This is a genomic window from Photobacterium minamisatsumaniensis, assembly GCF_050336695.1.
Lineage (GTDB): Bacteria > Pseudomonadota > Gammaproteobacteria > Enterobacterales > Vibrionaceae > Photobacterium > Photobacterium minamisatsumaniensis.
This window is the reverse complement of record NZ_JAKJSI010000076.1, coordinates 1-13,860: the sequence shown is the minus strand read 5'-3', so window position 1 is coordinate 13,860 and position 13,860 is coordinate 1. Positions and strand designations below refer to the sequence as shown.

Below are 13,860 nucleotides of genomic sequence, written 5' to 3'. Positions count from 1 at the left end.
GTTCTGGGTTCTGGGTTCTGGGTTCTGCAAGAAGTTTTTTCGAGCCACATCAGATTTTCAAGCTTTTGCTATTCCCGTTCTTCCTAAGGCCTAGGCCCTATTTTTTCCGGCCTTTTCCAGCCCTGAACTGTTTTCGCTGCTACACGGGTGATCACCAGTTCGCCTTCACCTACATTGCGGGTAATGGTTGAGCCTGCACCAATTGTTGCGCCTGCCGCGACAGAAACTGGCGCGATAAGCTGAGTATCAGAACCCACGAACACATCATCGCCAATGTCAGTTTTAAACTTATTTGCGCCATCATAGTTACAGGTAATAGTACCTGCACCGATATTAACGCATTCACCGATTTCAGCATCGCCAAGGTAAGTTAAGTGGTTGGCTTTAGAGCCTGAGCCTAAACGGGTATTCTTCGTTTCAACAAAGTTACCCACATGGGCATTATCAAGCAATTCGGTGCCAGGGCGTAAACGGCTAAATGGACCAACCGTACAATCTGTCCCTACTAGCGCACTATCAATTACACTGTAAGGTCGAACAATGGTGTTATCTGCAATCACACAATCTTTCAATACACATCCAGCACCGATATTCACGTTATTACCTAAGGTCACTTTGCCTTCGATAATCACGTTAATATCAATTTCTACATCTTGCCCGCATTGCAGTTCGCCACGTAAGTCGAAACGACTTGGGTCTCGTAGCATTACGCCTTTCTCAAGCAACAACTCGGCATTCAATGCTTGGTAAGCACGTTCAAGACGGGCAAGCTGAATGCGGTTATTCACCCCTTCAACCTCAATGGCCTTTTCTGGGTGAACTGCTTCTATCGCACGGCCTTCATCATGCGCGATTTCAATAATGTCGGTTAAGTAATACTCACCCTGCGCATTCTCATTATTCAGCTGCGACAGCCAACGCTTTAAATCACCACCATTGGCAACTAACACGCCGGTGTTCACTTCCTTAATCAGCTTTTGCTCTTCAGAGGCATCTTTTTGTTCAACAATTGCCACTACAGGGCCATTGCGACGGATAATACGGCCATAGCCCATAGGGTCATCAAGCAGCACAGTGAGTAGTGCAATGCCTCCCGTTGGCTGGGCTTCTAGCAAATTCGCAATCGTCTGCAGGCTAATTAATGGTACATCACCATATGTAACCAACACTTTTTCATCATCTGAAAAGCTCGATGCTGCTTGATCTACCGCGTGACCAGTACCTAATTGCTCCGCCTGCAGCACCCAGTTGACTTGCTCGCTCGCAAGTACCTGCTTCATTTGATCACCACCGTGACCATATACCAAGTGAATTTGATTGGTATTTAATGACTGACACGTATCAATCACATGTTTCACCATTGGCTTTCCCGCCATGCTGTGAAGGACTTTGGGTAAATTAGAGTACATACGTGTACCCTTTCCAGCCGCAAGAATAACGGTACTGAAGTTCATATCAACCTACTCTTGATTTTATTTCTGAATAAAAAAAGCCCATCGAAATTCGATGGGCAAAATGGTGGGTAATAAACGTAACGGCTTCGTTACGCTATTATTTTAAATAAAGGTTCAATAAGGAGTCCGTAATAATTACGCAGTTTCAACCTTGGTCGGCATTTCAACAACATTGTCACCCGTTATTGAAACCTCCCCTTCATGTTTGGCCTGCCAAACCAAATCGCTGATTCCATCGCTAGGATTAAAACCTGTCGGTGCATCAAGTAATAGCGATCGGATACCGTTATGATCGAAGTTATGACAAGCTTTATCTAAGTCAGACAAAATTACATTAAGTTCGTCCCACGTTAGGCTAATTTCTTGTGCAGTCATGATTCGTTCATGAGAAGTTTTACTCACATTGTCGCCAATGAGCAACTCTTCATACAGTTTTTCACCAGGGCGTAATCCCGTATATTCAAGGGCGATATCGCCATGTGGGTTGGTGTCTGATTTCACTTCCAAACCCGACAGCTTAATTAAGTTTTCAGCCAATTCAGCAATGCGAACAGATTCGCCCATGTCTAATACGAAAACATCGCCGCCTTTACCCATCGCACCCGCTTGAATCACCAGCTGGGCAGCTTCAGGTATAGTCATAAAGAAACGGGTAATGTCTTTATGCGTAACGGTAACAGGCCCACCCTGCACGATTTGCTTTTTAAATAGCGGGATAACAGAACCAGAAGACCCTAATACATTACCAAAGCGCACCATACAAAAACGGGTATTGGTGTTTTCTTTCGCCAACGCTTGCAGCACAAGCTCGGCCATACGCTTAGTGGTACCCATAATATTGGTTGGGCGAACGGCTTTATCGGTAGAAATAAGCACGAAGGTTTCGACATTGGCTTTTACCGCCGCTTGCGCCGTATATAAGGTACCAAATACATTATTACGCACACCTTCTACCACATTGTATTCCACCAGTGGAACATGCTTATAAGCAGCGGCATGGTAAAGTGTTTGTACGTTAAAGGCTTCCATCACGGCTTGTAAGCGGTTCAAACGTTGAACTGAACCAAGTAGCGGTACAACTTCAACATTAAGCTGATGATCATCGACAACAGACTGCAATTCTTTGTCGATGGCATATAAGCCATATTCTGATAATTCAAATAAAATCAGCTTAGTCGGACGCTGCATAATTAACTGACGACACAGTTCTGAACCGATTGAACCGCCTGCGCCCGTCACCATTACCACTTTACCTGTTACATCGGCCCCCATCAGCTCTTGACGGGGAGCAACAGGATCTCGACCTAACAAATCTTCAATCGGTACATCACGTAGCTCGTCGATTTTAGCATCGCCATTAACAATATCTTCCATGCTTGGCACGGTTAATACTTCTACTGTTAAATTTGCTAACTTATCAAGAATCGATTTACGTTCAGAGCGGCTTGCACGAGGTAGTGCCAGCAAAACTTTGTCGCATTTCAAACTATGGATTAAGTAATCAATTTTAGAAGTAGGTAATACCTTTAAACCTAAAATATAGGTACCGAATAAAGTTCGGTCATGATCAACAAAACCAACCGGTAGGTAGTCTTGACTCTGGCGCAAGGCAATACAAAGCTGACGACCGGTAGAGCCTGCACCATAAATTAGTACACGCTTTTTATTACTGGATTTTTTAGAAAAAACCAATGTTCGCATCACTAAACGAGAGCCACCCGCTAATAGCGCTAAAAAAGCACCATAAATAACAGGCACCGTTCGAGGAATAACAGCTTCATCTAAATAAAAGCCAGACACAGATAAAGCTACCGCAGAAAGGACAGCGCCAATACTGACAACCATTAACGCATGAAAACTTAAGTAACGCAGTATGGCACGATATAAACCAAGTTTTACAAACACTAAAATTGTCACAAATGTTAAAATAACAAATGTCTGCCAAAGCTCGACTTCCATAATAAAATCAAAATGCCCAAAACGGACACCAAACGCCCCCCAAAACGCGATAAAGATAAACATGGTGTCGATCAACATGCTTACAACGCGTTTTTTCGGACGTGAAAAATTCAAAAAATCATCAGAATAAATCATAACCCACCAAAATAATTATTTAGATTACCGCTTTAAGTAACGGTTTCTGTTTTATCAGTTCGGCTAAATAATCGTGAAAATCATCACCTAAACTATTATGACGTAAACCGTATTCAACAAATGCTTTTAAATAACCTAACTTATCGCCACAGTCATGGGATTTACCTGTCATATGAAAAGCTTCAACGGCTTCCTCTGCCATCAACATATCGATAGCATCCGTTAGCTGAATTTCATCCCCCGCACCAGGTGGTGTAATGGCCAGTTTATCCCAAATTTTTGATGACAGTACGTATCGCCCAACAACAGCTAAATTTGACGGTGCATCTTCAACCGCAGGCTTTTCTACCATGGCTGTCATAATATGTGATTGGCCACCAGTCAGTTCAACACCACCACAATCAACCACACCGTATTTTGATACATCTTCCATAGGCACTGGCTCAACCATAATTTGGCTAGCTTGTGTCGTCTCAAAACGCTTTACCATAGCAGCCAAGTTTTCAGTAGATTGATCTGCCGTGTACCCATCCAAAATCACATCTGGCAAAACCACTGTGAATGGCGCATCCCCTACTAATGGTTTAGCACACAATACTGCGTGTCCTAAACCTTTCGCATGACCTTGACGTACATGCATGATGGTTACATCGGGCGGGCAAATTGATTGGACTTCGTCAAGCAACTGACGCTTCACACGCTTTTCAAGCGTTGCTTCAAGCTCATAAGAGGTATCAAAATGGTTTTCTATCGCATTTTTAGACGAATGCGTCACCAATATGATTTCTTTAATACCAGCAGCAACACACTCATTTACGATATATTGAATAAGAGGTTTATCAACAATGGGTAGCATTTCTTTAGGAATAGCTTTAGTTGCAGGTAGCATACGTGTGCCTAGCCCTGCAACTGGAATAACGGCTTTTGTTATTTTTTTCATTCGATATAACCTAATAATAAAGGGAGATACATCCCCCCATTACACATTATGATTTTGACGCTTCGTGAAGAACAGAAATCAACACATTACAACATTTCTCCATTTCAGATTGCGTTAATGTAGGGTGAACTAAAAACATAAGGCTGTTTTCACCCAACTCAACGGCGTTCTGCAACCGCTCTTTCGGGCGCCAAGGCGTATTATCGAATGCTTTTTCTAAATACACTTCTGAGCAGCTACCTTGGAAAGCTGGCACGCCTTGTTCAACCATTGCTTCAACGATACGATCTCGCGTCCAACCAGCAGCTAAATGATCTGGTTCAACAAAAAGATAATGCTTATATTCTGCATGCTCACTATAAGCGGGCACTTTTACTGTACGTACAACAGGTAACTGCGTAACCAATTCATCAATCATCTTGCCGTTAGCTTGTCGCTTAGCCGTCCAATCACTCATGCGTGTTAGTTGAATGCGACCAATAACAGCCTGCATTTCTGCCATACGCCAGTTAGTACCAAAGCTTTCATGTAACCAGCGAAAACCAGGAGGGTGCTGACGCTCATAAATCGCTTCAAAGCTTTTACCATGATCTTTATAAGACCACATGGATGACCAAAGTGCTTTATCACTGGTCGTTACCATGCCACCTTCACCACCCGTGGTCATGATTTTATCCTGGCAGAATGACCATGCACCGATGTGGCCTATGGTACCGACGCTACGGCCTTTATATTTAGCACCATGTGCTTGCGCACAATCTTCTATAACATAGAAGCCGTGCTTTTCAGACAATGCCATAATGGCATCCATCTCTGCAGGCATGCCGGCCAAGTGGACAACAACAACAGCTTTTGTCTTTGGCGTTATCACCGCTTCTATTGTTTCAGCGGTAATGTTTTGACTGTTTAAATCGACATCGGCAAAAATAGGGTTCGCACCAGCGGTAACAATCGATGAAGCCGATGCTAAAAACGTACGAGGCGTTGTAATAACATCATCCCCCTTTGTGACACCCAACGCTTTTAAAGCAATATCTAGTGCTAATGTGCCATTTCCTAATGCAATGGCGTATTCACAGCCAGCCCAAGCTGCGAACTCTTTTTCAAATTCGCGACACTCTTGACCAGTCCAGTAATTAACTTTATTTGATAGCAGTACATCACGTACCGCATTGCCTTCTTCTTCAGTAAAGGAAGGCCACGGAGAGAATTGAGTATTGAGCACGGTGTACTCCTAAATATGAGGTTATTGTTTTTCTTTTGCTGGAATACCAACAAACGTTTTATTTGATTCAAGGTTATTAACAACCGATGCCCCTGCACCTATAACCACGTTATGGCCAATATGGAGCATTTGTTTCACTGCTGCACCTACCCCGACCCAGCTTTTTGTGCCTATTGTTACACCACCTGCTACATTTGCCCCTGGGCTAATATGAACACCATCAGCGAGAATGCAATCATGATCGACTGTTGCCGCGGTATTCACAATGCATGCTTTACCCAAAGATGCAAAAGGGTTAATCACCGCATTAGCCATTACAACCGAACCAGACATAACCTGAGCATAATGACTAACAACAGCCGCTGGGTGAATCAGTGTTACTAGGTTCGCATTTAACTGTTCAAGCTGTAATTGCTTTTCAAGGCGAATTGAATTATGACCAATCGCAACGATAACACCTTGATACTCTGTTAATTTATCCTTCAAAAATTCTGTATCACCAACAATAAGCCATGGCCCATTCATGGCTTTAGCAGGCCAAGCGTCATCGAAAAACTCGATTTTCTCCCAGCCTTGAAGCTCTGCGATACCCGCTAACACTTTACCATGACCACTTGCACCTAATATGGCTAAGCGCTTCATGCACTGTCCTTAATTTTCGGTGATGTGCCTTGAAACTTTTCAATCGTTACATGACCTTCAGCACTGATGCCCTCTTTGATAAAGACCTTTTTCACCGTCAAGAGTAAAATTTTAACATCAAGTAAAAAGGAACGGTTATCGACATACCAAGTATCAAAATTAAATTTGTCTTCCCAGCTTAACGCATTACGTCCATTTATTTGAGCCCATCCCGTTACCCCTGGACGTACGTCATGGCGACGGCGCTGCTCATCATTATAAAGTGGCAAATACTCAACTAATAAAGGACGTGGGCCAACTAAACTCATCTCCCCTTTTAGTACATTCCACAAACCAGGTAGTTCATCTAGGCTACTTGAACGTAATTTATCGCCAAATGGCGTCATGCGCTCATGATCGGGTAAGGGATTACCTTGACTATCAAGGGCATCTCTCATTGAGCGAAACTTAATCATTTCAAATGATTTTCCGTTTAACCCAGGTCGAACCTGACGAAATAAAACTGGGGAACCGAGATTGTTTTTAATTTTCCAAGCAACCAACGCAATAACTGGAGACAAAAGAATTAATGCGAATAAAGATGCAATAAAGTCAAATACTCGTTTCATAATTTACTCCCGACCACCCAATTAACCCATTTATCAGCTAATTTAGAACGGTCAAAATTATCCTCTGCAAGACTGCGAGAGTTATTGCCCATAGCCACCAACTGCTGTTTATTATCAGCAGCACTTTCTAATTTATCAGCAAAATCTATAGGGTTATCAGCCTCAACGGTAAAACCGCATTGCCGTTCTTCAATCATACCCGCCAGCCACCCTGGGTAATTATTAATAACAGGTAATCCTGCCGAAATATAATCGAAAAACTTATTTGGTGATGTACCATAATAAAAAGCAGGTATATTCGCTAATAGCTGCATACCTATATCTGCACTATTCATCAACCCCGCAAGCTTAGCTTTATTTACTGGCTCGTGAAAAATGATATTATGAATGCTTTCATCATTGACACGACGCACAAGCTCAGGCTTCAACTTTCCCTGCCCTACCAGAACCAACTTAATATCATCACGCTGTCGCTTCTGTAATTCTTTAGCGGCATCAAGCGCAGCATCTAAACCATTAGCCATACCATGTGTGCCAGTAAACACCGCCATCAAATCAGTATTAGAAACACCGTTCGGTCGCCAAGGTTGAGTCGTATTTGAAAAAATATCTAAATCACACCCATTAGGCACCATTTCAATTTTATCAGCAGAAACACCCCGCTTTTTAATGCCCTCGACAATACCAGGCGATAACCCAATACATCGATGCGCTGAACGGTAAGAAGCCCACTCTAAAATAGACATTAACCCAAGAATAATTGGGTTTTTAATAACACCCATCTCTTTAGGTAGCTCAGGCCACAAGTCACGCACTTCAAAAACAAAAGGTTTTCCTCGAAGCCACCGAGCAAAAATACCAGGGATCCCTGCTGTTAAAGGTGTCGTGGTTGCAAATACCACATCATATTTTTCAGTAAGCGCTAATCCAATACTTTTTAGTGCAAACTTAGCAAATGTCATACTACGTTTAACAAAGCTATCAGCATTCGAGTAAGATAAATTAAATTCGATAATACGAATGCCATCGACTATGCCTTCACGACGACCTTTGACAAATTCACTATCAATACCCGTTTCACCGCCGCCATAACTACCACAAACCATTGTGACATTATGCCCACGATGGATCAGACGCTTAGCCATTTCGTAAGAGCGAATGCCTGTCGACCCCTTCGGTGTTGAAAAGTGTTGGTGAAAATATAGTATGTTCATTATTGATATTTATATTCCGTAATAAGACAACCTGCTTCATGCACCTCTATTTCAAGTACAGGAATATCAGACTCATGATAATAATAACGCGATTCTTTCCCTTGGGTTAATTCCATCCGATGAATAGCCATATCAGATTGAATTATAATAACGTGCTGCCCATCCGTTATAGTTTGGCCTTTAATAACCCAATCACTAGGTTTCAAACGCCAGCGAAGTACTGCCTTATTCTTAAATTCAGAGATTTCATCGCTAACGGTCAGTTTTGATTCATCAAGCGAAACCTTCCGCAGATGATTTGCCCCTTGAGCATCAGCATACCCGGCTTGGATGCTTCGAGCATTAAAGTCATGAGTTACTTGCTTTGCCTTCAGCCAACTGCCCAGTAAAAAACGGCTCAAGCGTGGCATTTGATCATACCCATCAAATTGAACTGTATTGTGACTTTCAACACCGCCGTAATAATTTATATAGTCATTACCTGCGTTATAGCTGAATGTACCGCCGTCACGCAGTAAGTTTTCACCTTCGAACCAAAAATCAAGATGCAAAGCATCACATTGACTCGGCCGAAAACGGAACTTGGGGTATGTCATCATCGCAAACGCAGTGTTTTCACTTGCACGCAACCCAAAATAACCGCCTTCGGAAAAATGAAAGCTTTTCTGGTCAGAAAGCTGCTGCTCTGGCTTCACTAAGCCAAGCCATTTAAGCTGGAGGTCATATTCGCCATCATGAGACCATGCAACAGCTTTATGGAAAATAACTGACGCTAATTGAACTGATGGACGAAAATCACGGTAGTCAGTATTTGTTAACTGCAATAATCGAGCACCATCATTCGCGCCGAGGTTAGGTACATCGCCGTTAACTTCTTGCGTAAATTGATAAAGCCAATTGGTTGCCGCTTTTAACCTTATATACAGTTCATTAGTAAAAAGAGGTAGCCCAAGATCAGATCGCCATATTTCAACTATCGAGTATGTATCAAGCATGACTCGGTGATAATTCGTTGAATATTGGCTAAAGCTACCATCTTTATCAATTAAGCGCTTTGCACGATTTTCTAACCATTTACGACCAAGCTTCATCCACTTCTTACCTATTGGATCGTTTTGTGCATGAAGCCAACTACCACCAATAAACAAAGCGGCAGCTTCAGACGTTCCGTGGTTATTATCTTGTGCGACAGCATAAGATATGGTCGGTGCTATTCGCTCTAAATGCGCTTTTACAAAAGCCAATAACGCAAGTTCAGGTGAGTTAACCTGATTTAGCATTTTTGCTGCCATTGCAAGGTGCATGACACGAATCGAGGCTTCTTGACCACACTTCCAGTTAGGGCCTAGGTAAGTTGGATTGTGCACTATCCAATCATCTAAGGTTTGATTCAGTTTGAGTAAAGCTCCATCGTCACCCGATAAATACAATTGTGTACACTGAATAACCCAATCAAATCGAGATGCTTCCCATACTCCTTTTATATCCCCTACCTTTGCGTCAAAATCAGGGATATCATACCAAGGCTTATCGCATACCGAAATTTGATGATCAGTTAAACAACTTCGAAACCAATTTATTGACGTAATATCAACGTCTGTCATCCAGCCAAAAGGGCGGGAAGATATAAAAGGGTATGTTTCTTCTAAATTTAATTCTTTACTATCAATTGAGTGAAAGAAAGGCCCCTTTACAGAAGCCTTTTGTAACCGTTTAACAGGATTTAACCCAGCTTTCACACCGAATCGATAAGCAAAGACCCTCCCTAGATTGGCTACGCCAAGTGCTAGAGCCGTTTCTGCTTTAATCCTTATACTCATTTTTGATTTCGTAACTGCTCAGCAATTTCAATTGTCACTTTAGCCACTTCAAACAGTTCACGTGCTGTAATCGGTGCTTCTGTACCCTTTTCAATCGACTCAAGGAAAGCCGCTGAACATGGATTTTGGCCTTTATCTTGTTTCCAAAGGTTCATTTTCTTAAACCCTGGCCAACCAAAACCTTTTAGCTTACGGAAGTTATCTAGCTGTAGAACACGACCAGCCGCAAACACTTCTACTCGCTCTTTCGGGAAGCTAGCCGCACCATTAGCTAAATACTGAATAGTACCAAATGACCCATCAGCAAAACCAAGAATAATCGCGGCCTTATCTTCAGTAATATCAACACCATCAACATCACCCATTCGGCGACACTGTACTGACGTAATTTCAGAATCCGCTAAAAAGCGCATTAGATCGATAAAATGACAAGCTTCACCAATAATGCGACCGCCACCAACTTCATTATCTTGTGTCCAATGATCGGCAGGGATAGCACCAGCATTCATCGTCATCATGAACGTCTTTGGCTCTTTAACAGAAGCAAGAAGTTCTTTCATTTTCTGAATCTGTGGAGAAAAACGGCGGTTAAAACCCACCATCAATTTTGGCGCTGCTGTTTGATTAGCAACTGAATAATACGTAGCCTCAACTTGTGCGAGCTCTTCAAGTGAGATAGCTAATGGTTTTTCAACAAAAACATTCTTACCGGCATTTAAAGCATCACACACAAACTTAGCATGACTATTATGACGGGTAACAATGGCAATGGTATTGATTTCAGAATCATTAATCATTGCTGCAGTGTCAGTCGTGGTTTTAGCAAAGCCTGTTTTTTCACCATGAGTAACACCATTAATTCCACCTGATGTTGCAATGGTATGAAGCTGTGCACCACCTTCTTTAAAGGCAGGGATAAGCATGCGCGATGCATAGTTACCAGCACCAACAAACCCGACAACTGGCTTCTTCGCTTCAAATGTCGCAGTTGCGTCAAGCTCAACCGTTGAATGATGACGCGTATTAACTTCACTCTGGTACTGGAGCAAAATACCTAATGCTGATTTATCTGACGTTAATAAGTCATAAGCTTTAGGGGCATTTTCAAATTTGAAACGGTGTGTAATCAATGGTTTTACATCGACTTGACCTGAAGCCATCATATCTAAAATGGCTTCAAAGTTTCGTTGTTCAGTCCAACGTACAAATCCTAATGGGTAATCATTGCCGTTGTCTTCATAATCTGGGTCATAACGACCAGGACCATAAGAACAAGAAACTTGGAAGTTCAGTTCTTTTTCATAGAAGTCAGCACGATTTAATTCAAGGCCAGTTACACCCACTAAGATAATCCGACCACGTTTACGCGACATACGCGCAGCTTGTGTAACTGGGTCATTAGACTTTGTCGAAGCCGTTATAATAACACCGTCCACACCATTACCACGGCTAAACGCCATTCCAGCGGCAACTGGGTCTTCACCTTTACCAGGATTACACACTTCTGCGCCAAACTGCTTAGCAAGCTCAAGTTTTGCATCATCAAAATCGATTGCAAGAACGCGACAACCTTGCGCACGCAGAAGCTGTACCGTCAATAAACCAATAAGACCAACGCCAGTTACCACAAACGCTTCACCTAACGTAGGTTCTGCTAAACGAATACCTTGTAAACCGATACTAGCAACAACAGCAAAAGAAGCTTCTTCATCAGAAACGTTAGCAGGGATTGCTGCACACAAGTTTTTAGGGACTCGAACCACATCAGCATGAGGGCCATTAGAGACAATGCGGTCTCCTTCTTTAAAGCCCGTAACGCCATCGCCTACTTGATTTACCACACCAACATTACAGTAACCAAGCGGTAATGGTTGAGCCAACTTAGACTGAACCGCTTCAACAGTAGTCATCAACCCATCTGTTTGTACTTTTTCAAGTACCATTTTAACTTTATCAGGTTGCTTACGTGCTTTGTCTAATAGGCTAGCTTTACCAAAATCAACCAGCATGCGCTCTGTGCCTGCTGAAATAAGTGAAATTGAACTATCAATAAGAAGGTTTCCTCGGGAAACTTTCGGTGCAGGGGCTTCAACAAGGTTTGAACCACCTTTAGCCATGTCTTGTAATACTTGTTTCATTCTCTAACCTTAATAACTTTCGCAGGAACACCTGCACAAAACGAATTCTCAGGTATATCTTTTGTGACAACGCTTCCAGCAGCAACAATACTTCCAGACCCAATCGTTACACCGGGAAGAATTGTGCAATTCGCCCCAATCCATACATCATGATCAATTATTACTTTCTTTTTTACATGACCAGAATTAAAAATATTTTTTGGAAGTTTAGGTATTCTATGGTTTGATGTTAATACATGCGAGTTATAACCAATCAGTACTCTGTCACCAATTGTTAAGCCACCATCCGTTGTTAAAAGAACACCTTTTGCAAAATCAACATCATCACCGACAGTAAAGTTTCTGCCACTAAAAATCCATACACCAGGATAAAAAACAGTTCTCTTACCTATTTTAGAGCCAAAAACATATCTTAGATAAAAGGTTTTCAGAAGATTAAACATTCTTAATCTAGGAAGTAAAAACATTAAGTAACTAATATATTCCAAAAAACAAACAAGATCATATCTAATGTAATTACTAAATATACTCTTTAATAATACTTTCATACAATTTAAACTTCTCATAAGATGTTGGTAACAACTCTAATTTTTTTTCACCTGATTTTATATATTCAGTGTATTTTATTTTATTGGTAAAAACATCACAAATTAAAGCAGATGATAACATTGCATTATTAAGGTCAATATATAAGGCTGAATTTCCACATGAGTCATATGCATATCCTGCATCCTTACATATTAATAATCTTTTAGCAGCCCAAGCCTCAACCCAGTTATTAGAGAAGCTTTCCAGTTCTGCAACATTAACTACAGCACAGCAATCATTTATTACTTCAGGAACATTTTCTTGCTTAATCGGCCCTATATTATCTMTGTCTAAATCATATTGATTAAAAGATGAAATCACTTGTTGCAAATATGCTGATTCAGACATAGTAGTAACTAAAGAAGCATTAATGCCAGATTTTTTTAATTCATGAAAAATTGGAGCAAGTTTATGAATGTTTTTATTTTCGTGTGGGCCTGACAAATAAAGAAATCTATATTCAAAATTCTCTGGTACCTTTTCAAACACAGAGAATCCATCTATATCTTTCAATTTATTCATAATAATTGCACTTGGCGACATCTCAACTAACTCTAACTTAGCACTGCCAAATGTTTTTTTTGAGCCAGCTATATTAATCAGTCGTTTCGTTTCAAGAATTACAACATCTGAATTGCGAACTTGACATAAAATAACCTTATCTTTTATTAACTTAATCATTCTTTTATAAAAAGGTAAAAAACCCCAAAAGTTAATATCACTTTCGATAATGTTTGACCTTGCAAACCCACAAACAATTTTTGCTTTAGGTCTAATTAAAGGAGCGCCACCAAATAAAGTAAAAATAACTTTTGGATGAAGGTGAGCGGTTAAAGAATAAAAAGAAAATAACTCATACTGAATTCTTCCAATAGCCCCTGAAGAAAACGGGATATTATTGATGTTATTATCAATACAGTAGTTATGTAAGGTAGACCCTTCTCTGAGGGTAACAACATAATCAAAAGTAGCCGTGGATTCTAAATTCATTAAAAAAGAAAGTGCGTTCTGCAACCCACCACCAGCAGCTACAGGGTATAAATTAACTATAACCATATGTTAACCTTTCGATGAGAGCGCATATATTTTCCTTAAAATAAAATAAGAAAAACTTAGAATAAACCATATATATACAAG

General features: G+C 41.1%; 11 protein-coding genes. All 11 read right to left on the bottom strand.

Annotated elements, in window-relative coordinates:
• Positions 1-83 precede the first annotated feature (83 nt).
• The 11 genes from glmU to L4D78_RS27545 all read right to left on the bottom strand — a co-directional run bounded on the left by glmU (position 84) and on the right by L4D78_RS27545 (position 13,779).
• A complete protein-coding gene (glmU, locus tag L4D78_RS27595; protein WP_428469884.1) occupies positions 84-1,454 on the bottom strand; it encodes a bifunctional UDP-N-acetylglucosamine diphosphorylase/glucosamine-1-phosphate N-acetyltransferase GlmU in 1,371 nt (456 codons plus the stop codon).
• A gap of 135 nt (positions 1,455-1,589) precedes the next feature.
• Entirely contained in the window at positions 1,590-3,548 is a 1,959-nt protein-coding gene (locus tag L4D78_RS27590; RefSeq protein WP_428469883.1) for a polysaccharide biosynthesis protein, read from the bottom strand.
• Positions 3,549-3,567: 19 nt separating this feature from the next.
• Positions 3,568-4,488, bottom strand: a complete 921-nt coding sequence (galU, locus tag L4D78_RS27585) for a UTP--glucose-1-phosphate uridylyltransferase GalU (protein WP_428469882.1) — start codon at positions 4,486-4,488, stop codon at positions 3,568-3,570.
• A gap of 46 nt (positions 4,489-4,534) precedes the next feature.
• Complete coding sequence (locus L4D78_RS27580; protein WP_428469881.1) at positions 4,535-5,713, bottom strand: DegT/DnrJ/EryC1/StrS family aminotransferase; 1,179 nt, start codon at positions 5,711-5,713, stop codon at positions 4,535-4,537.
• Between the two features lie 21 nt (positions 5,714-5,734).
• The gene (locus L4D78_RS27575) at positions 5,735-6,355 is read right to left on the bottom strand and encodes an acetyltransferase (RefSeq protein ID WP_428469880.1); all 621 of its coding nucleotides are present in this window, start codon (positions 6,353-6,355) and stop codon (positions 5,735-5,737) included.
• On the bottom strand, positions 6,352-6,963 hold the full coding sequence (locus tag L4D78_RS27570) for a sugar transferase (RefSeq protein WP_428469879.1): 612 nt from the start codon (positions 6,961-6,963) through the stop codon (positions 6,352-6,354). The genes L4D78_RS27575 and L4D78_RS27570 overlap by 4 nt, the downstream gene beginning before the upstream one ends.
• A complete protein-coding gene (locus L4D78_RS27565) occupies positions 6,960-8,177 on the bottom strand; it encodes a glycosyltransferase family 4 protein (RefSeq protein WP_428469878.1) in 1,218 nt (405 codons plus the stop codon). Before L4D78_RS27565 ends, L4D78_RS27570 begins: the two co-directional genes overlap by 4 nt.
• Complete coding sequence (locus tag L4D78_RS27560) at positions 8,177-9,997, bottom strand: heparinase II/III family protein (protein ID WP_428469877.1); 1,821 nt, start codon at positions 9,995-9,997, stop codon at positions 8,177-8,179. Before L4D78_RS27560 ends, L4D78_RS27565 begins: the two co-directional genes overlap by 1 nt.
• Positions 9,994-12,135, bottom strand: coding sequence for a bi-domain-containing oxidoreductase (locus L4D78_RS27555; protein WP_428469876.1), 2,142 nt, complete (start codon positions 12,133-12,135; stop codon positions 9,994-9,996). Before L4D78_RS27555 ends, L4D78_RS27560 begins: the two co-directional genes overlap by 4 nt.
• On the bottom strand, positions 12,132-12,683 hold the full coding sequence (locus L4D78_RS27550) for an acyltransferase (protein ID WP_428469875.1): 552 nt from the start codon (positions 12,681-12,683) through the stop codon (positions 12,132-12,134). Before L4D78_RS27550 ends, L4D78_RS27555 begins: the two co-directional genes overlap by 4 nt.
• Positions 12,655-13,779: a glycosyltransferase family protein gene (locus L4D78_RS27545; RefSeq protein WP_428469874.1), complete on the bottom strand. Its 1,125-nt coding sequence runs from the start codon at positions 13,777-13,779 to the stop codon at positions 12,655-12,657. Before L4D78_RS27545 ends, L4D78_RS27550 begins: the two co-directional genes overlap by 29 nt.
• Between the last annotated feature and the right edge of the window lie 81 nt (positions 13,780-13,860).